The following is a 19,496-nucleotide window of genomic DNA, read 5'->3' as shown; positions in this document are numbered from 1 at the left end:
GGTTTTCCGTAAAATTTAGTAATAAAACAAATAAATGCTTAATTATTTTGTATAAATAATGATTGATAATGCAAAATAAAGAACAAAACACAACATCGCTTTTCAAAGAATCATTACATTTACCACACCCAAAAAATACCCGACCTTAAAAGCCAACAAAAAACGATTCTCAAAAGAATCAAACCAAAAACAAAACAAGATGCACCGTTACCCAAAAACAACCCTTGCAGGAATACTTTTCCTCATGGTCTTTTCTTTTATAGCTTGCCGACAAGAAAGGGCCTCCTCCATAGCACCACAACCCTTTGTGGAAGTGGACTATTCCCCAGTGGCAACTCCCGCAGAGCAAGCCACACTTCACACCGATACCGTTTACCAATATGAATTTCGCACGGGCGAATCCGGCAGCTATAAATACAATTACGATGTTATAGGCACCGACGCTTCAGGCAATAAGATAACAGGAAATGTAAGCATGCAGGGCAAATACGGAGCAGGAATTCTGCTTGACAAAGACGGAAAAGAAATTGAAGTTACACTGGAATGGGTGGGGCATGGGGAGTTAAGGGCGGAGGATGAGGTGGGGAATAGTTGGGAGTTGGTGGTGGAGTAAATCATTATAAAAAGAAACTGCTCTTTATAATTTATTAAGTGTAAGTTCGAAACACATAAAGGAGCTAAGTTCATAAATAAAACTATAATTTTTTAATTATGTTAAATCAATCATTCTCGTTTGAAAATTTAAAAAGCATACATGAAATTCAAAATAGAAAAGGAAATTACTTTGAAGAATTTTATTCTGAAGGTTATCATATTGTAATAGAGCAACTAAAAGAGAAGAGAAAGGAAATTAAACAAGAAAGACTTAAAATAAATTTCAATGAAGATGTTCTAAATGAATTACTAAAAGAAAAGCAAATATTAGAAGATTTAAAAGAAAATTATTTAGAAGACGATTTAAATAAATTCTCAAATAAAATCAATAGCAAAAGCTTTGATTTTATTCTTAAATCTTTTAAACATGATCCCGCTGGAAAAGAGATTTATACGACAAGTAAAGATGCTGAATCATATTTTGCTATGAAGCAACTTCAATTTAATGTTCAAAGAACATTTAAAGTCAAACAGTCGAACCGGTATCAAATAGTTAGGCAATTAAAAGTTTTATTAGAAGACCAGTTTCCTAAATATATAATAAGAACTGATATTTCACAATTTTATGAAAGCGTTCCTCAAAATGAATTATGTAAATTACTAGAAAGTAATTCATTATTAAGTCCGAAATCAAAATCACTAATCAAAAACCTTTTATACAATTATAATAAAGCTACAAATCAATTAGGAATGAATACCGCTTTTGGTATACCTAGAGGAGTGGGTATAAGTCCTTTTTTAGCAGAATTGTATATGAGGAAAATTGATGAAGAAATAAAAAACATACCCAATGTAACTTTTTATGGTAGGTATGTTGATGATATAATTATAATTTTCACACCATTTTCAAAACATATTAATAACAAATATCTTGAGATGGTTAAAAAGATTATTGCAGATAAAGGTTTAATTGTAAAAGAATCAAAGACACAAGAAATAAATTTACTAAATACAACTAACGAGAGAAAGGATATAGATTTTCTCGGCTATTCATTTAATATTACAAATTCAAAACTTAATGAAGTCAAGTTATCAGTAAATAAAAAAGATAAATATAAGATTCGAGTTGAAAAAATTCTTGATAGATATTTGAAGGATAGAGGATTTAATAAGAAAGAAGCAAAAAGATTATTGATACATAGAATTAATTATTTAACTAAAAACACTAAACTTCATCAGCCTAAAAAAGGAGTAATAGGTATTTATTATTCAAACAGTCTTTTAGATGAAGATTGTAGCTGTTTATCTGAATTAGATAAAATGTTAGTCAGAACTATTGATCACAAACTACCATTTATGTTATATTCTGATGTAAATAGGAGATTAAAAACTTTTAGTTTTATAGAAGGTTTTAAAAATAAAACCTTCTATAACATAAACTCAAAAAAGAAGAGTATTCCAGATTTAAGATCTCCGAAAGATAAAGAGGCTAAACCATTAATGAACAATTTTGAAAGAATTGTTGAAGCTTGGAAATAATGAAAAAAAAGAAAACCAAAAAAATCTTACAGTACTCAAAAGATAGAGCTGTTCTTTCAGATACATTACCTTATGAAACACCGCTCACATTTTCAAATAGACATTTTTATAATTTTTTAAATCGATATGAAATTAGCTTTAATAAAAAAAATAAAAATGAATCTATAAAGTGGGTCAATTATAGAAGTAACAAACATAATTTAATCATTGAGCAAATTATAAAAGTATTATTTGATTTGTCTCAGTCAAGTGTAAATAATGAAATTTTGCTACATCATCACAAGGGAATAATAGAATCACGTAAAATTCCTTTTGTATATAGGATAACACATAAAGAAAAAGATTTCAGAGAGCTTTCAATACCACATCCGAAAAGTCAAATTGAGCTTGTTTCATTCTATGCAAAATACAAAGAACTTATTTTATATTATTCAAACGAGAGCCCATTTTCAATAAGAAAACCTTTTAGTATTGCCAAGTTTATTTTTAATAATGATAAACTTCACAAACTAAATAAAGGTGATGATGGCGATCTCATTGAAAGTACTGATAAAGAATATGAGAATTTAAAAACTTTCTTTACATATAAAAAATATTCCAATATCTATAAGTTTTATGAAGATTATCATTACCATCGATCCGAAAAAAAATATAATAAGATGTTCAAGTTTGATATAGCTAAATGTTTCGATAGTATCTATACGCATTCAATTAGTTGGGCAATTTACAACAAGGATATTGTTAAAGATAATGTAGGATTATCTAACTGTACATTTTCTGGAGAGTTCGATACTTTTATGCAAAATAGTAATTATGGAGAGACCAACGGAATAATTATAGGACCAGAATTTTCAAGGATATTTGCAGAAATTATATTACAACAAATTGATAAATCGATTGAAAGTGAATTACGACAGTGTGAAGAAAAGATCTATTTTAGAAAGGATTATGAAATTTATAGATATGTGGATGATTTTTTTGTGTTTTATAATGATGACCAAACAAAAGACAAAATTTTATCTACTTATAAGCTTAAATTAAAAGAGTATAAAATGTCAATTAGTGATGCTAAAACTCACTATTATACAAAACCACTGATTACTGAATTGACAATTGCAAAAGAGAAAATGGTCGATTTATTTGATAAAAAGATTAAGTTCACTATAGAAGGATCAGACGAAGAAGACGAGATATTTTGTTCTATTAAATTTGAATGTAATTCTAATCATCTGATTACTAGATTTAAGATTTTAGTTAAGGAATCAAATGTCGAGTATAAAGACATTATGAATTATACATTGGCAATTATTAATAAAAGAATTGAACGAAGTATTAAAAAATTTGAAAAGTACTATTCTGCTTTGTGTGATGCAGAAAGTAAAGGAAATCTATCTTCAGAAGAAAAAAAGAAAAAAGTTAGACAAGAAAATCAATTTACCAGTTTTATTAATGAATTATTGGATTTTACATTTTTCTTGTATACTGTCTCTCCCAGAGTAAATTCTACAATTAAATTAAGCAATATCTTATCAGAAATAATAAGGTATTATACTGGGAAATATAAATTTAAAACTGGTAATGCTTTAAATCCAAAGGAATATAAGCTCTTCTCAAGATTTGATGAATTAAATTTAAATAAAGAACTAGTGTTTAAAAAGATTTCAGATGAAATAAATTTGATACTAATGACAAACAAATCTCAAGAGCATATTCAAATAGAAACATTATATTTATTTATAATCTTAAGAGAGCTAGGAAAAGATTATCAGCTATCTGAAATTGATTTATTAGAATATTTTAAAATAAGTAAAAATCATGAAGAAAAACTTTCTTTTAACTTTGAGCCAAATTATTTTATAATAACAGTAATTTTATTTTATATCAGGAATATAAAAGAATTTGATAATATAAAAAATATTCTTAAAGTCGAAATCATTAAGAAGATAACAAAAATAGATAATGATAAAAGAAAGAAATCAACTGAGATTGTAATGTTGTTTTTTGACATCCTAGTTTGCCCATTTCTTGATAATAAATTTAAAAGAAAAATAATGACATTAATGGAAATTCCCTTAAATTTGCAAACCGATATGATTAACTTTAAAAAAGAGAAAAAATATTGGTTTACTAAATGGGATAATTTTAATTTAGCAAAGGAATTATCTGCAAAAAAATCTTTAGAAGTATATAATTAAAAATAAAAAGTTTCGCACTAGTCAAACTATTAGCAGATTAAACTTGGGGAAAAGAGTTTAGATTTAGATTACGAGGCTTTGCCCAGGATTGAAGTCTCTTATTCTAGAATCATATTAAGATGCCACACACAAGCGAAATTATTATGCCGTGAAAGGTAATCTGAGATAAAAAAAGGAAATTATTCCGATTTTAAGGAAGAGATAAAAGGTAGTCTGACTAGGCTACCTTTTTGTTTTAAGAAAAACCCAATCGCAAAAACTTACCTCAAAATTTATAAATAATAAGGCAATTCAAAATCATTTTCTTCTTTTTTATCTTTCTTATTAAAAAAAGAAAGGATGGCTTGCGAATCACTCGGTTCATTACAGTAATCGCTCGCTACTTTCAAAATGCAACCAAACTATCACTTGGATATTCCCGGCAGTTTGTGCTACTATCGCTTTAACGAAAAGTGGGAACTAAATTCCTTTCGCACGCCCAAATTGTTGTAATGCAGGGTAAACCAATAATCCGTTGCCGGCATAAGCATGCCGTTGTAGGTGCCGTCCCAAACTTCTGCATTTTTCAGATTCAGACACTTCAGTAATTTGCCATAACGGTCAAAGATGTCCACCTTGGCATCATGTTCGTAAAACAATGCCTTGATGCTCCAAGTATCATTATAGCTGTCGTCGTTAGGAGTAAAATAACGTGGATAGCCCACAATCACCACATCGTTTTGGGTAACCGGTTTCGAACAGCCTTCAGCACCCGATCGCCCGGATTTCCACAATAGTTCGCGCGGATTTGCAATCCGTGCCCACAAACAAAGTCAAATGAAAACAAAGTCTTGTCCTGCAATAGATTTACACAAGAGTGTTAACCTATTTCAGGACAAGACATTTTGAGAATATCCTAAAAACTCACAAATAATAAGGCAATTCAAAATCACTTTTTTCTTTTTTGTCTTTCTTATTAAAAAAGGAAAGGATGGTTTGCGAATCACTCGGTTCATTATGTCAATCGCTCGCTACTTAAAAAAAAAATACTCGGTACTTTTTTTTGCTTTCTAAATCTTATATGTAAATGATAATTAATGTTTTATATTGAGGTAGGCGGGAAAAAGTATCGCTCTATATTATCAGCCAAGTTATGGACTGCTAATTTGGTTAAATTTGAACTCCGAATGGGGAAATTCCAAAAGACAAATTCCAAATACCAAAAAGCAAAAAAAATACAAATACCAAATCTAAAATACCAAATCTAAAATCCTAAATCCCATGAAATACGCAATAGCTTTCCTCTTCCTGTTTCTCTACAACCCCGAAACATCACTAGAAAAGAAAACACCCATCACGTTTGAGGCAAAAGTAACCGCCATAAAGGACGGCGACACTTTTAAAGTTTTTGCCGATGGGAAGGAAACCACCATCAGGCTTGCCCATGTTGATTGTCCGGAAAAGAAGCAACCCTTTAGCAACAACGCAAAGCAACTGGCTTCGGATTTGTGTTTTGGAAAGACAGTAAAAGTGGTAAGTGATGGGACGGTTGACCGCTACAAGCGACTCATAGCCGAAATATATGTAGGAAAGAAATGCGTGAACCAGCAACTCGTTCAAAATGGTATGGCGTGGCATTACAAGAAATACTCCAAAAGCACCCACTATGCCAACCTCGAAATCCTAGCCCGAAAAAACAAGGTAGGACTTTGGGCAGACAAGGAACCAATGGCGCCTTGGGAATGGCGAAAAAACAAGAGAAACAAAAAGGTGAAATAAAACCCTTTGAACAATAATTGCCCAAAGGGTTAATAGCAGTATAATATCCCGTAAGATGAGGAGGTTCTACCGCCAAATAGCTTTATTGAAATAAGGAATTTATACTCTATATTCTAAATCTGCAATCTAAAATCTGCAATCTAACGCTCCATCAGCCCCCGGCCGTTGTTGCCAAATTTCGCCAGCATCACGATAAAGAACAATCCTCCTGCAACTTCAAACCATTCCATAATCTTCATTTTTAAGTTTTGATAGTAAGATAAAAAGCCTGATGAACCGCTGTTTCTTTTGTTGCCGTGTTGCTGATCGGTTTTCCGCATAAAGCGACCGACGTTGGTTTGCATCCTGCACGAACGGGTGGAAAGTTCAGGACCCTATTACAGCCGCCTCGACAACCTGACTACCCGTCGTCTTCGTTTTAAAAGGTAGGGGTACACAGGCTTTTATCTTGAAAGTAAAATTACAGGTTCGGGATGCGGATATTTTATAGTTTTTGCTTGATTTATTACAAGATAAAATGATCCATCAACTTTTTATTCAAATAGAACCATAAAAAAGCCTGTATTTACAACAGGCTCTTCATCTTCCTCATGAGAATTAACGGGTTGTACGCTTTTTTCTCTTCGTTGTTGTGGTATCCTTCGTCACGCCTTCCTGACGCGTAACCTTGGTGTAGTCGGATGTTTTAATGGCTTCCTTCACCGTGTTCTTTTTGTCGCGGTTGGTCAGGGTAGTGTCCATTTTTTTGCCAGTGATCAAAGTGTCGCGTGTCTTGGTTGGTGTTTGTGCAAAACCACTGGCAGAAGCCAAAACCGCAAGTACAGCTAGAAATAAATTTTTCATGATGATATAATTTAAATGAATACTAAACAACTGATTATGAAATTATGATAAAAACAAATATTGCTTTATTTCACAAGCTAACTTTATGTTATTCAAGTTGTTTTTTATAGTATTCGCATTGCTTAAAAACTTTGTGTAAATTTCTTTTTTGAGTATATTTGGTAACCCAAAAAAAATCTTCCTAATGACGAAATTAAGTGAGTATTCTGAAAAGAAAATTCAGGCTTTTCCTGTTGTAGGTATTGGTGCTTCTGCCGGAGGCCTTGATGCCTTTATGAAATTTGTAGAGCAAATTCCCCACGATTCAGGAATGGCCTATGTGGCTACATTGCACCATCCGTTGCCAGAAGAAGGAAACCTTGCCAAAGCATTGTCGGCATTAAGCAAGATTCCCGTTGTTGAAATCATCAATGATATGGTTTTTGAAGCCAACCATATCTATATCATTCCAGAAAATAGGGTCTTGGCAACAGAATATGGTTTCCTGAAGCTGTCTTCACGAAACAGGAACGAGCGGAAGTTTCATCCAATTGATACGTTTTTTACTTCTTTGGCAGAGGTCTATAAAAGTTCGGCAATTGGAGTCCTGCTTTCGGGAGCATCATCCGACGGAACCACGGGACTAAAGGTTATCAAGGAATTTGGAGGAGCAACAGTGGCCCAAGATCCAGAGACAACACCCTTCAGGACCATGCCTCAAAATGCAATTGACAGTGAGGCAACCGATTATATCCTGCCTCCAGAAAGCATGCCTTCGCAATTGTTGCACATCCGTCATTCGTTTGAAGCTAATTATGCCTATACCGAAAGCGAACATATTCCGGAAGATGAAGAGGAAATGCTTTCGCAGATCATAAAAATCATCTATACCCGAACGGGAAATGATTTCCGTCATTATAAACAGCCCACAATCCGCCGACGTATTGCCCGAAGAATGGTCGTGACACAAAAGGAGGAATTGGCCGACTACCTCAATTATCTCCGAAACGACAAGGCCGAACAGGATTATTTGTTTAATGATTTGTTGATTCCGGTGAGTTATTTCTTCCGTGATTTCAAGATTTTTGAATCCCTGAACGATACTATTTTTCCGCAATTGGTTCAAAACAGCACCAGCAAGACGCTTAGGATTTGGGTTGCAGGTTGCTCAACAGGAGAAGAAGCTTATTCGTTGGCCATCAGTCTGCACGAATTTCTTTTGAGCCGAAAACACGACATCAAAGTACAGATTTTTGCTTCGGATATTTCCGAGAGGGTCATCACCAAGGCAAGGGCAGGAGCTTATGCCTTGCACGATTTGGAAAATGTTTCCGAAACACGACTGGCCAATTATTTCACCAAGAGGGAAGGCACCTATCACGTCAATAAGGTCATACGTGAGATGTGTGTCTTTGCCGTACATAATTTTATAAAGGACCCGCCTTTTGCAAAAATAGATATGATTTCCTGCCGGAATGTCCTCATCTATTTTGATTCGTTCCTGCAGAATAAAGTATTGAATACGTTTCATTATGCCTTGAAGGAAAACGGTTTCCTTTTCCTCGGAAAATCCGAAAGTGCCGTAGGTGTTTCTCATTTGTTTGAAGCCGTAGCCAAGCACGAGAAGATGTATGTTAAAAAGTTCACCCCTGGGAAATATACAGTCGAGGCTTCTAAAACCGTATTGGTTCAGGAACAGAAAAAACTCAACATCGAGCAGAAAACCAAACCCGATACCGATTTTAGGAAGATGGCTTCGGATATTCTCTTTTCACGGTTTACACCTGCTGGAGTGGTTATAGACGAACATCAGGATATTGTGCATTTCTATGGTGATACAGGTCCGTTTTTATTGCCTTCGCCCGGAAAACCCAATTTCAATATCTTGAAGATGGCTCGGGAAGGACTTAGCTTTGAGCTTAGAAACACCTTGCTCAAAGTGAAGGAAAGTGGTGAAGTGGCCAGGAAGGAAAGTATTAGGGTAAAGAACCAAAACTACTTGGTTGACATTGAAATTATTCCCCTGAACACGGACGACCATTATCAGATGGTGGTGTTCAAGAAAAAGGAAATCATACCTCAAAATGAGGACGACAGCAATAAACGTAAGACATCGGAGCTAAAGCGCATAGCCGAATTGGAAAGCGAATTGTCACAACTGAAGGAGGATATCAAACGGGTGACCGAAGAACAGCAGATTGCTTTTGAGGAACTCCAAACCACAAACGAAGAACTTTTGAGCAGCAGTGAAGAGCTTCAAGCCTTGAACGACGAATTGGAATCTTCTACAGAAGAGCTTCAATCCAATAACGAAGAGCTTATGTGTGTGAACGATGAACTCCGGGACCGTCAGGAACAGCTGACTTCTGTGAGCAACTATGCCGAATCCATCATTAGAAGTGTTCGTGAACCGCTAATTGTTTTGGACAAGGAATTGCGGATTAAAAGTGCGAATCCTGCTTTTTACAGCTATTTCAAGACCACCGAATTGGAGGCAGAAGGAAAAGCCTTCTTTGATATTGGTACTTCCCAATGGGAGATTTCAGAATTGAAAGCCCTGTTTAAGAACGTGCTGGACGATAAAAGGGGCATTGATGATTATAAAATCAAGACCATTTTTCCGAAGATAGGAGAGCGTACTTTGATGCTCAATGCCAGAAGTGTGATCGATGCAGTACCGACCGAGATGCTGTTGGTGACACTTGAGGACGTTACGAACATAGAAAACAGCAATGAGAAGTTGCTCCGTAAAAACAATGAGCTACAGCTCTATAACGAGCAGTTGCAATCATTCAGTTGGGCGGCAAGTCATGATTTGCAGGAACCTTTGCGGAAGATTACGATGTTTTCTAAATTGATTTTGGAAGAAGATAAGGGGATTGCCGAAAAAAGCCGCTATAATCTGGAAAGGATTGTTATTGCTACCGAAAACATGCGGCAACTGATTGAAGATTTGATGGGCTATACCCGAACAATTGCTATTGAAAATGAACTAAAGAAAACGGATTTGAATGTGTTGTTGAAAAAAACATTAACCGACCTAAAGGACATCATCAAGGAAAAAGATACAGTTGTAACGGCTTCGGTTCTACCAAAAGTGGAGGTTTTGCCACAGCAGTTTCAACAACTTTTTTCAAATCTGATCATCAATTCTATAAAATACAGCAAGGACGATGTGCAGCCTCAGATTGCCATTACAGCCGATAAAGCAACTGACGATGAGATTAGCACTCTAGGAGGAAATCCGGAATTGGAATACTTCAAGATTTCAGTAAGCGATAACGGAATTGGATTTCCCGACAGTCAGGCCGAGAAAATATTTGATGCTTTCTTTAGGCTTCACGCCAAGGATAAATTCCGCGGAAGCGGTTTAGGATTGGCATTATGCAGGAAGATTGTCCACAACCATAACGGCTTTATAAAAGCCACCGGAAAGATAGATGAAGGAGCTACGATGATGATTTACATTCCTAGCAAGACAATTTAAAAGTTCTTTACACTAGAAGGGACATTTATCAATCTTCGTAAAGCTTTAAAGTATAATTACTTTTTGAAAAATACTTCCTTTGAAATAGAGTTGATACTGCTGTATTTGAAGGAAGTATTCTATTTAAAAATCAAATAGAAAAAAAACGTCAACAATATTGAAAAACCCAGATTGAGCAGTAGCCCGATTTTGATCATGTCTTTCTGCGGAATTAATCCTGTAGCAAAAGCCATTGCATTTGGTGGTGTTCCAGCCGGAAGCATAAATCCGTAGGATGCAGCAATTGTTGCAGGAAAAACCAATACCATCGGATTTACACCCAATTGATTGGCCAATGTGAAAAGCAAGGGTAGGATGAGGGCTGCACTTGCGGTATTGCTCATAAATTCCGTCAAAATAATACTGAAAAGCACAATAATCCACAAGAATAGAAAAAAGGGCAGGATGTTTATGAGTTGTGCCACTTGGCTCACCAACACTATTCCCAAACCGCTTTTGTCAATGAGCATGCCGAGTGTTAGTCCGCCTCCAAAAAGTAGCAGTACTTCCCAATCGACCGTTTTAATTATTTCCTTCCAATTTAGCACGCCAAAACAGTAGATCAGAAAAATTGCCACAACAGCCACCAATGAACTGAAGCTGTTTGTTATTTTGAGCAGGGGAGAAAGGACACTCTCCAAAACCCATAATAAAACCGTAAAGATAAAGATGATGATGATGAGTGTTTTTTTAGGAGGACTTTTATGTTTTGTAGCCAAGATTTCCCCGATTAGCATCTTTCGGTCGGGCTTGAAATAGAGGGTCAAGGCAATTACCATGAGTGGAAAACTAATAAGAAATACAGGCAACGAATATTTTATCCATTCAGAAAAGGACAAGCCGAGAACTGCCGCTCCAATGGCATTTGGTGGCGAGGCTATTATGGTGATGACTCCACCAATATTTGCCGAATAGGCAATTCCGAGGATCAAGAATTTTGATTCGGCCGTGATGACTTTCATTTGCAACAAACCCAGCAAGCCCAAACCCAAGGGAATCATCATTGCCGTAGCGGCAGTATTGCTAACCCAGCAGGCTGCTATAGAAGTGGCCAGCATCAGCAAGATGGCCGATTTATAAAAATTTCCTTTTGCCAAATGAATCAGCTTTTGGGCAAGTATCATGTCGAGTCCATATCGGGTCAAGGCTCCAGCCAAGACAAAACCACCCATGAAAAGGAAGATGATCGGATGGGCAAATTCATCGAAAGCATCATCCGTAGGGACAAGGTGCAAAAACACCGCCACAACGGGTATCATCAATCCCGTAAGTGCCAGCGGAATGGCTTCTGTCATCCATAAAACAGCTACCAAAATTAATAAGGCCAATGCTTTTTGAGCCTGATGGTTTTGAAAGAGAGGATAATTTAAAACTACAAAAAACAGCAGTAGCGCTATTGCCAATGCTGGGATTTTGATGGTTTTTATGTTTTCATCTAATGGTATATTCATAAAGAGTTTGTGTTTCAAGGGCTATTTTTGATCAGGCAATTTCATCTCATTCAAATTCAAATTGACCCTTTTCCATTTTGTCTGGTCTATTTTAAGGGTGTCCACATCTGTAGTCCATTCCATAAAAGGAGCAAGGTTGTGTATTTCGATAATGCGTTTCTTGTATCCAAAAGCGAAACGATCGCCACGCAGCTGAAAGTTGATGGTCTTACTTTCATTTTCAATATTTCGGTAGAGGATGGTTTGGGTTTTCCAGTCGCCTCCCCAAGTTAAGAATGCTTTCAACATTACTAGGAATCCAACAATCAGGAACGTGAAAAATATAGCGTTATAGGTTTGCAATTTTCCAAAGAAATGACCAACGATTACAACAAAAGACGATGCTGCAAAGAAATTGAAGAATAGGTGTACACGGAAATCATTAATATGGAAGTCGGTATAGCGATTAAGTACAACTATTGTTGCCGTAAATACAAAAAGGATGTATAGGGACAAATGGGATTTTTTAATTTTCATCTTTATTGAATTTTAGTTTATAATTCATCAAAATCTACATATAAATCATTGTTTACCTGATGCACTCCGGGAGCGTTCCAGGCGATTCGTCCTGCTTCGCTTTTTTGGTACCACGAATCTACATTTCCTGTCAGGGTAACCACATTTTTAAGAACCGATATGCAAATGTTCTTGTTGTTGATGGTACCATTCCGCTCAATGGCAATTTCAATATCTTCCTTTTCAATTTTGTCTTTTGTAGAGGTAATAATATTGATGGTATTGGTGATCCCCTTGATGCCGATGAGGTTGATTACGGCACTTTCTGCAAATTCTTTTTGGTAGTTCCATTCAAGATCTCCCGAAAGGAACACCCAGCTGTTCTCTACCGAAACCATGACTTTTTCAGTCGGGATATCCCAATGCCACTTGAAGGCATTTTCGATGGCGTCGGTAATTTCGGCATCGGTTTTTATATCCTTTGTATTGAAAACGATTTCGATAGCATCGACCACAGTCTTGACACCTGCCACGTTTTTGGTTGCCTGTTCGGCTTCTGCTTTCTTTGCATAAGTGTTCACAGAACCGCTAAGGGTCACTACGCCATCATCGGCCATGACACCAATTTCGGCTGCCTGTAAAAGTGGTTCCCAATTGATGGCATCCACTACATTTTTTTGAAGTTCTTCGTTGCTTTTCAATTGTTTATTATTTATTATTATTTATAAAAAAAACAAAGGGAGCGAATTCATTGTTTTTCCCCTGAATGCTACTCTAGGGGTGAGTTATAAAAGGTTGTTATCATGGTGCTTCAACGGTTTTTTAACCTTTTAGCTAATGGAAAAACAAATAGCATTCTTTTATTCCAACCTCCGATTCACTTTATGATCAAATGAATTCTACTACCGATGCTTCTACTACTTATTTATCAAGGATTAAATTCCAAGGACTTATTTTCTATCGTCTTGCACCTTCTTTGCAGCACTCTTGCCTGGTAGATAGATCTGAAAACCAAATGAAGCGTTCAGGTTTCCTTGGTATGGCGTACTTCCCAAACCTACAAGACTATTGTACTTTACCAATACTTCCAACCCGATGTTTGGTGTGATGAAATAGGCAAAACCTGGTCCTACACCGATATTCAAACCATTGGTATTCCCGGCATCGCTAACATTGACTCCTCCAAAACCAGCAGTAAGCTCTCCAAAAAAGCGGCTGTGTTTGATGACTTCAACTTCTTTTCCCATGTAGTAGCGGCCTAAAGCTCCAATACCGTAATTGGTTGTCGTTCCTGAATTTTTCGCCGTTTCGATGCCAAAATTCACATAACCACCAAGGGCTAGATTGTCCTTGATGAACCAAGCTGCCTTTGGTGTAATATCGGCACTCAGAATATTGGGATCGTTAAGCCCGACATTGATGTTGGCCAAATTCCCTCCAATCATTATATTTCCTTTTTGAATTTGTGCATTTGAGGTGAATCCTGTTGCAATAATGGCAACTGCTAATAAAATGTACTGCTTTTTCATTTCTTTGAATTTTTAGAATTATTGATTTATTTCTGATGCAAAGTTGCGTCATTATTGTGCTTCAAGACATGACATTTATCATTGCGAAAAATGACTTTCGTTACTTATTCATTTTTTATTTTTATTATTTATTTTATAAGATGATGATTCTCATCAATAAAAAATGGCTGTCATTACAACAGCCATTCCAAATATTAATTGAGATTTAATCCTTAAACAGAAATCAATAATTAATAATTTGTTTTCAATTCTACCCTACGGTTTTTAGCACGGCCCAATGCAGTAACATTTGTGGCTACAGGATTGGTTTCGCCTTTCCCGATACCGGTTAGTCTTCTAGAATCAATTCCTTTACCAATTAGATATTCTCTAACAGATTCGGTACGTCTTTGCGAAAGTTCAAGATTGAATTCATCTGATCCAACACTATCCGTGTAACCTTCGATCGTCAAATTAGCGTTGTCGTATTTGTACATGATTTTTGCAAGTTCATCCAGTTGCGATAGTGAAGCCACTTTTAGCTTGTCGCTGTTGTTTTCAAAGAAAATCTTGCTTCCCAAATAGGTAATCCGAACAGCATCTTGTTTAGTAATTTCAGGACAGCCCTTGTTTGCCATCGTTCCTGCAACATTCGGACATTTGTCGTCTAAATCAGCAACACCATCGCCATCTGAATCAGGACAGCCCTTCAGTCCCATCGGACCTGCATGTTCAGGACAACGGTCTTCATCGTCCATCACGCCATCATTATCAGTGTCCATGATGCAACCGTTTTTATCTACTTTCATTCCAGCTTTAGTATTCGGACATTTATCATCCTTGTCAGCCACACCGTCATTGTCGCTATCAGGACAACCATTGAGAGCTTTCGATCCTGCTTCGTTTGGACAGCTGTCTTCTGCATCGGTAATACCGTCATTATCCTTGTCAGGACAACCGTTCAATAGTGGCGTTCCTGCAATATCCGGACAACTGTCTAGATAATCGGCCACACCATCCAGGTCACGATCCAAAGGACAACCCTTTTTGTCTACCGTAATTCCTATTGGAGTATCAGGACAATTGTCTTTCTTGTCGGCAACACCATCAAGATCGGCATCCTTGGCATTCCCAAGATTCACGGTCAATCCAATCATATGGGAAAGGAAAGCATCGTTTTCACCCGATTCTACGCCATCTCTTCTGTCCTTGTTCGAAAACGAGAAAGTTTCCTGAAGGTTCAGCATTATTTCTGGCGAAAGCCTAAAATTGATTCCGGCTCCAGCAGTTGGCAAGGCATAATCAATACGGTCTTGGTCAAAGTTGATTTGATTGTCAAAAAGCATGACACCAACTCCAACCAAAACATAAGGTCTTATGATATATTCAGGTGCTGTCAGGTTAAAACGCAGGTTGATAGAAGCTGCATTGAAATCACTCTTGAATTCGCCTCCGGCTTCGTGAAACCCAATTGTTCCCTTTGTCAATAAGATGTTGGCATCGAAAAGTTTTCCTAAATATCTGGAAACAGAAACGCCTCCGAAACCATAATTGGTCATATCGGTCTTGTAAAAGCTTCGGCCTAGATCGCCGTTGTATTGTGTCACACCACCATGAACCCCGACATTCCATTTCTTGTCGGCAGTTTGGGCATTTGAAGTCAACATATATGCAAAGCACATACATAAGAGTAGCATTTTTTTCATCTTTTCTTTTTTAATATTAGCATTATTAGTTTTAATTTAGGATTTGTATAATTCAGGAATCTTACCTTTTAAAAAACCTGTTGTGAATTATCCTTACAAAGGTGAGACAGTTGTTGTCCTGAATAAATGATCCTACTCCTATCAAAAAGTGATAGAAGACACATTTTTTTATTGAAGGGGAGAACGTTCTCCACCACTCAATACGATTTTATCAGGAATTGTTTGAAGGTTTATCTTTTTGATTTCGATTCCCAAAATCTTGGCTATTGTTTGCACATCGGAAGGTAAATTTTCTGAAAGCAGTGTGATTTTGCCGGGCATTGGTTTTAAGATACGCTGTAGAATTTTCTCTTTGGAGCTTTCATTATCCTTGCCACAAAACGTCTCACAGCTAGTCATTTGAAATTCTTTTTCCAAAAGAGCAATTTTTTTTATGTCGAAACCATTTTCATGAAGCTTGATAATAGCAAGTTCGGCTTGTCTAGGAGAGGTGTAAGTTGCTATTGTAGTGTTGTCTTTCGTTTCCATATCTATTAGAGCTTAAAATTATTTTATACTTCATCAACTAAAAGGTCATTGTTCACGTGAAAAACTCCGGGAGCTTTCCAAGCTACACGTCCGGCAAGTTCTTTCTGAAACCAAGATTCTACACTGCCCGATAACGTCAAATCATGGTCGGACACCGTTACTTTTATATTTGTTGCATCAATTGCAATATGGTTTCTCAAGGCTTTTTCGACAGTTTCTTTTTTAATTTCCCTGTCGCTTTCAGAGCTTATGCAGATTAAATTGGTAACACCTTTCACTCCAATCAAATTGCTTGCAACTGCCTTTGCAGCTTCCTTTTGATAACTCCATTCCAGTTCGCCTGACAGCGTTACCCAGCCATTGCAAACCGTCACTTTGATTGTTTCGTTGAGTGTATTCCAATTCCATTTGAAGATATTGAGAAGTGCTGTCTTGATTTCAAAATCGTTCTTTCTGTCCCATGCATTTGTTGTTATATCAATGTTGTCTATTACAGATTTTACTCCAAAGATGTTTCGGGTAATGGCTTCAGCTTGTACTTTAATGACGTAGTTATGGGTGCTACCAGACAATGTAATCACGCCTTGAACGGCAACGGCTTTTATTCCTAATGTTGGCTTCATCAGTTCCTTTCTCAAGGCATCATTTACTTTCGTTTCCAATATCTGATCGCTTTCCATTTTTTCCTATTAATGATGGTACTTTAAATGGTGTTATCCATTGAGGTCAAAGTTGCAACTATTCCCATCTTATAAAAATGAGTTGCATCAAACCAATAAATGATTGCCGTCACAATTTTAGTTATTAAAGACTAAAAATAGATATAGAACAAAATCCAAAGCATAATAAAGCAGTGAAACACGCCTTAACCATTTTAAAAAGCCGATATTTACAAAAGCTGACATAAGTTGGCGAAAAACGTTCATGGAAAATGCCGCCCTGTTACAAGCCCTTGTCCACAATGCAATTGACGGAATCATTACAATCGATGCTTCGGGTATTGTAGAAAGCATCAATCCGGCAGCCTGCAAGCTTTTTGCCTATCAGGAACATGAGGTGGTTGGCAAAAATATCTCGATGCTGATGCCTTCGACAGATAGGGAAAATCATGACGGCTATCTCCACACGTATAAAAAAACCGGCAAGCCACATATCATTGGAATCGGAAGGGAACTAACCGGCAGGACAAAAGACGGCTATCACTTTCCATTCAAGCTTGGTGTGAGTGAAGTCAAATATGCAGGAAGAACGATATATGCAGGTTCCATACATGACCTCACACAGCAAAAAGCCGATGAGGTCCGATTGAAGAATTATGCCTCACATCTTGAAGAGCTTGTTGAGGAACGGACCAAAACCCTTAATGATGCCATCAAGGCCATTGAAAAATCAAAAGAAAAGGTAAGTGCTAGTTTAGAAAAGGAAAAGGAGTTGAGCAAATTGAAAAACCGTTTTCTTTCAATGGCTTCACATGAATTCCGAACACCATTGAGTACGGTGCATCTATCGGCATCACTCATCGAAAAATATGCCGAGCCTTATCAAGATGAGAAAATTGCAAAACATGTTGGCAAGATCATCAAGTCGGTAACGAATCTGACTTCTGTACTGAATGATTTCCTATATATGGAACAATTGGAAGGAGGGAAGGTAGAGGCGAATCCTACCCATTTTGATATTGTGTTTCTGGCGACTGAAATCACAGAGGAAATGCAGTTGTTGGCAAAAGAATCGCAACAGATCAATTATACCCATACAGGAATACAAAATCAGGTTTTCCTTGATCAGAATCTACTCAAGAATTGCATTGTGAATCTGATTACCAATGCCATAAAATATTCGGGCGACATCTGCTGTATAGAATTTACCACAAAAATCGATGAAACCCATTGCATCATTACCGTAAAGGACAATGGCATAGGTATTCCCGAAGACGACCAACAGCATTTGTTTCAGCCTTTTTTCAGGGCTCACAATACCGGAAATATTGCAGGAACTGGACTTGGCTTGAACATTGTTGAACGTTATTTGTCGCTTATGAAAGGGAAAGTAAGTTTTAGCAGTACAACAACCGAAGGCACATTATTCACCTTAACATTTAAGCTATGAAAAAGATACTAGTAATTGAAGACAACGTAGAGATAAGGGAAAATGTAATTGAGATACTTGAACTGGCCAGTTATGAGGTAGCTTTTGCTAAAAATGGAACCGAGGGAATTGCCATGACTTCCAAATACCAGCCGGATCTAATACTTTGCGACATTATGATGCCGGAACTTGACGGTTATGGCGTACTTTATCTTCTCAATAAAAATCCTGAAACGGCTAACATTCCTTTTATATTCATTACGGCAAAATCAGAAAGGCTGGATTTGAGAAAAGGAATGGAGATGGGAGCCGATGATTATCTTGCCAAACCCTTTGGCAGGATGGAACTCCTAAATGCCATTGAAAGCCGATTGAAGAAGAAGGAATCCCAACACGCTTCCTTCAGTAATTCGCTTGAAAAATTCGATCAAATGGTGTCTAAAAAAGAAGGGCTGCCAGAATTGAAAAGAATCATAGCCGAACGAAAAAGCAGGCTCTTCAAGAAGAATCAGGTAGTGCATTATGAAGGCGACATGGCAACAGGAATCTACCTTGTTTTATCTGGAAAAATAAAAACGATGAAACTGGCGGAAGATGGACGTGAGTTGATGACCGGCATTTATAAGGCAGAAGATTTTCTGGGGCTTAACATCATATTATCCAGCAATCCCTATGATGATACAGCCACTGCTCTGGAAGATACTCAGGTGTGTTTTTTTCCGAAGCTACAATTTGACGAACTCTTGCAATTGTATCCTGATGTTGCTGGGAAATTCCTCAAGTTGCTATCCCATAAGATCCGCGACAAGGATACCCAACTCATGCAACTTGCCTACCAATCTGTAAGAAAAAGAATTGCCGAATCCATCTTGAGTTTGTTTAGGAACCAAGAGTTGGGACTTGACAGTATTACCATCAGCCGTACGGATCTTGCGGCATTGTCAGGAACTGCTTCCGAAACGGTTAGCCGGACATTGACCGAATTTAAAAACGAAGGACTTATTGAGAAGAAGGGAAGTATTTTGAAGATACTCAATCCAAGTAAATTCAGCAAGATGCGGAATTAGTTTATAAAAGTCATTGACTTACAATGCATAAACACAATGCCGATTTTTCGCGCTTGAATTTGATTGTTTTTAAATTCAAACTCTATAGGGTTACTAAATTTAAGTGGCTGTAAAAAACTCATGCAAAATAAAAAAAAACAAATCAATGCTGTTTTTAAGATGCAGAAATTACTTTATTGCTGTAGTACCTCAACTACTAATGAGGTAAAAAGTACAAAT

Annotated in this window: 17 protein-coding genes; 7 read left to right on the top strand and 10 right to left on the bottom strand. The window is 36.8% G+C overall.

Annotated features, from left to right (window positions below; genetic code table 11):
• Positions 1-199: 199 nt before the first annotated feature.
• The 3 genes from J2X31_RS16260 (at position 200) to drt3b (ending at position 4,328) form a co-directional block, all read left to right on the top strand.
• Entirely contained in the window at positions 200-613 is a 414-nt protein-coding gene (locus tag J2X31_RS16260) for a hypothetical protein (protein WP_310028194.1), read from the top strand.
• Positions 614-711: 98 nt separating this feature from the next.
• Positions 712-2,133 carry an antiviral reverse transcriptase Drt3a gene (gene drt3a, locus J2X31_RS16255; RefSeq protein WP_310028191.1) on the top strand — a complete coding sequence of 474 codons (1,422 nt, stop codon included), beginning with the start codon at positions 712-714 and terminating at the stop codon, positions 2,131-2,133.
• Positions 2,133-4,328: an antiviral reverse transcriptase Drt3b gene (gene drt3b / locus J2X31_RS16250; RefSeq protein WP_310028188.1), complete on the top strand. Its 2,196-nt coding sequence runs from the start codon at positions 2,133-2,135 to the stop codon at positions 4,326-4,328. The genes drt3a and drt3b overlap by 1 nt, the downstream gene beginning before the upstream one ends.
• A gap of 434 nt (positions 4,329-4,762) precedes the next feature.
• On the opposite strand, the gene J2X31_RS16245 is transcribed toward drt3b, so the two are convergent.
• Positions 4,763-5,101, bottom strand: coding sequence for a T9SS type B sorting domain-containing protein (locus J2X31_RS16245; RefSeq protein ID WP_310028187.1), 339 nt, complete (start codon positions 5,099-5,101; stop codon positions 4,763-4,765).
• A gap of 487 nt (positions 5,102-5,588) precedes the next feature.
• Between J2X31_RS16245 and J2X31_RS16240 the strand changes: the two genes are divergently transcribed.
• Positions 5,589-6,086, top strand: coding sequence for a thermonuclease family protein (locus tag J2X31_RS16240; protein WP_310028186.1), 498 nt, complete (start codon positions 5,589-5,591; stop codon positions 6,084-6,086).
• Between the two features lie 140 nt (positions 6,087-6,226).
• Here J2X31_RS16240 and J2X31_RS16235 read toward each other — a convergent pair whose 3' ends face one another.
• Both J2X31_RS16235 and J2X31_RS16230 read right to left on the bottom strand, forming a co-directional pair.
• Positions 6,227-6,430, bottom strand: coding sequence for a hypothetical protein (locus tag J2X31_RS16235; RefSeq protein ID WP_310028185.1), 204 nt, complete (start codon positions 6,428-6,430; stop codon positions 6,227-6,229).
• A 253-nt stretch (positions 6,431-6,683) separates the two neighbouring features.
• Positions 6,684-6,959, bottom strand: a complete 276-nt coding sequence (locus J2X31_RS16230) for a hypothetical protein (RefSeq protein ID WP_310028183.1) — start codon at positions 6,957-6,959, stop codon at positions 6,684-6,686.
• Positions 6,960-7,113: 154 nt separating this feature from the next.
• Between J2X31_RS16230 and J2X31_RS16225 the strand changes: the two genes are divergently transcribed.
• On the top strand, positions 7,114-10,395 hold the full coding sequence (locus tag J2X31_RS16225; protein ID WP_310028181.1) for a CheR family methyltransferase: 3,282 nt from the start codon (positions 7,114-7,116) through the stop codon (positions 10,393-10,395).
• A gap of 119 nt (positions 10,396-10,514) precedes the next feature.
• Here J2X31_RS16225 and J2X31_RS16220 read toward each other — a convergent pair whose 3' ends face one another.
• The 7 genes from J2X31_RS16220 to J2X31_RS16190 all read right to left on the bottom strand — a co-directional run bounded on the left by J2X31_RS16220 (position 10,515) and on the right by J2X31_RS16190 (position 16,802).
• Positions 10,515-11,885 carry an SLC13 family permease gene (locus tag J2X31_RS16220; RefSeq protein WP_310028179.1) on the bottom strand — a complete coding sequence of 457 codons (1,371 nt, stop codon included), beginning with the start codon at positions 11,883-11,885 and terminating at the stop codon, positions 10,515-10,517.
• A gap of 21 nt (positions 11,886-11,906) precedes the next feature.
• Positions 11,907-12,401, bottom strand: a complete 495-nt coding sequence (locus J2X31_RS16215; protein ID WP_310028177.1) for a hypothetical protein — start codon at positions 12,399-12,401, stop codon at positions 11,907-11,909.
• A 17-nt stretch (positions 12,402-12,418) separates the two neighbouring features.
• The gene (locus tag J2X31_RS16210; RefSeq protein ID WP_310028174.1) at positions 12,419-13,081 is read right to left on the bottom strand and encodes a BON domain-containing protein; all 663 of its coding nucleotides are present in this window, start codon (positions 13,079-13,081) and stop codon (positions 12,419-12,421) included.
• Positions 13,082-13,330: 249 nt separating this feature from the next.
• Positions 13,331-13,909 (bottom strand): hypothetical protein, encoded by a 579-nt coding sequence (locus J2X31_RS16205; RefSeq protein ID WP_310028170.1) that lies wholly within the window; start codon positions 13,907-13,909, stop codon positions 13,331-13,333.
• 230 nt (positions 13,910-14,139) lie between these two features.
• A complete protein-coding gene (locus tag J2X31_RS16200) occupies positions 14,140-15,594 on the bottom strand; it encodes an OmpA family protein (protein ID WP_310028169.1) in 1,455 nt (484 codons plus the stop codon).
• 168 nt (positions 15,595-15,762) lie between these two features.
• Positions 15,763-16,122 carry a hypothetical protein gene (locus tag J2X31_RS16195; RefSeq protein ID WP_310028168.1) on the bottom strand — a complete coding sequence of 120 codons (360 nt, stop codon included), beginning with the start codon at positions 16,120-16,122 and terminating at the stop codon, positions 15,763-15,765.
• Positions 16,123-16,145: 23 nt separating this feature from the next.
• Positions 16,146-16,802, bottom strand: coding sequence for a BON domain-containing protein (locus J2X31_RS16190; RefSeq protein WP_310028165.1), 657 nt, complete (start codon positions 16,800-16,802; stop codon positions 16,146-16,148).
• A gap of 244 nt (positions 16,803-17,046) precedes the next feature.
• Between J2X31_RS16190 and J2X31_RS16185 the strand changes: the two genes are divergently transcribed.
• On the top strand, positions 17,047-18,231 hold the full coding sequence (locus tag J2X31_RS16185) for a PAS domain-containing sensor histidine kinase (RefSeq protein ID WP_310028164.1): 1,185 nt from the start codon (positions 17,047-17,049) through the stop codon (positions 18,229-18,231).
• Complete coding sequence (locus J2X31_RS16180) at positions 18,228-19,277, top strand: response regulator (protein ID WP_310028161.1); 1,050 nt, start codon at positions 18,228-18,230, stop codon at positions 19,275-19,277. The genes J2X31_RS16185 and J2X31_RS16180 overlap by 4 nt, the downstream gene beginning before the upstream one ends.
• Positions 19,278-19,496: the final 219 nt, after the last annotated feature.

Origin of the sequence: Flavobacterium arsenatis, assembly GCF_031456785.1 — a bacterium.
In the GTDB taxonomy this organism is placed as follows: Bacteria; Bacteroidota; Bacteroidia; order Flavobacteriales; family Flavobacteriaceae; genus Flavobacterium; species Flavobacterium arsenatis.
Note: the sequence above shows the minus strand (reverse complement) of the source record. Positions and strands in the feature narration are given on the sequence as shown.

Bases quoted from the DNA above. Each gene is read 5' to 3' on its own strand.
- J2X31_RS16195 (WP_310028168.1), bottom strand. From the start codon at position 16,122: ATGGAAACGAAAGACAACACTACAATAGCAACTTACACCTCTCCTAGA.
- J2X31_RS16240 (WP_310028186.1), top strand. From the start codon at position 5,589: ATGAAATACGCAATAGCTTTCCTCTTCCTGTTTCTCTACAACCCCGAA.
- J2X31_RS16185 (WP_310028164.1), top strand. From the start codon at position 17,047: ATGGAAAATGCCGCCCTGTTACAAGCCCTTGTCCACAATGCAATTGAC.
- J2X31_RS16220 (WP_310028179.1), bottom strand. From the start codon at position 11,885: ATGAATATACCATTAGATGAAAACATAAAAACCATCAAAATCCCAGCA.
- J2X31_RS16235 (WP_310028185.1), bottom strand. From the start codon at position 6,430: ATGCAAACCAACGTCGGTCGCTTTATGCGGAAAACCGATCAGCAACAC.
- J2X31_RS16215 (WP_310028177.1), bottom strand. From the start codon at position 12,401: ATGAAAATTAAAAAATCCCATTTGTCCCTATACATCCTTTTTGTATTT.
- J2X31_RS16190 (WP_310028165.1), bottom strand. From the start codon at position 16,802: ATGGAAAGCGATCAGATATTGGAAACGAAAGTAAATGATGCCTTGAGA.
- J2X31_RS16200 (WP_310028169.1), bottom strand. From the start codon at position 15,594: ATGAAAAAAATGCTACTCTTATGTATGTGCTTTGCATATATGTTGACT.
- drt3b (WP_310028188.1), top strand. From the start codon at position 2,133: ATGAAAAAAAAGAAAACCAAAAAAATCTTACAGTACTCAAAAGATAGA.
- J2X31_RS16225 (WP_310028181.1), top strand. From the start codon at position 7,114: ATGACGAAATTAAGTGAGTATTCTGAAAAGAAAATTCAGGCTTTTCCT.
- J2X31_RS16260 (WP_310028194.1), top strand. From the start codon at position 200: ATGCACCGTTACCCAAAAACAACCCTTGCAGGAATACTTTTCCTCATG.
- drt3a (WP_310028191.1), top strand. From the start codon at position 712: ATGTTAAATCAATCATTCTCGTTTGAAAATTTAAAAAGCATACATGAA.
- J2X31_RS16205 (WP_310028170.1), bottom strand. From the start codon at position 13,909: ATGAAAAAGCAGTACATTTTATTAGCAGTTGCCATTATTGCAACAGGA.
- J2X31_RS16180 (WP_310028161.1), top strand. From the start codon at position 18,228: ATGAAAAAGATACTAGTAATTGAAGACAACGTAGAGATAAGGGAAAAT.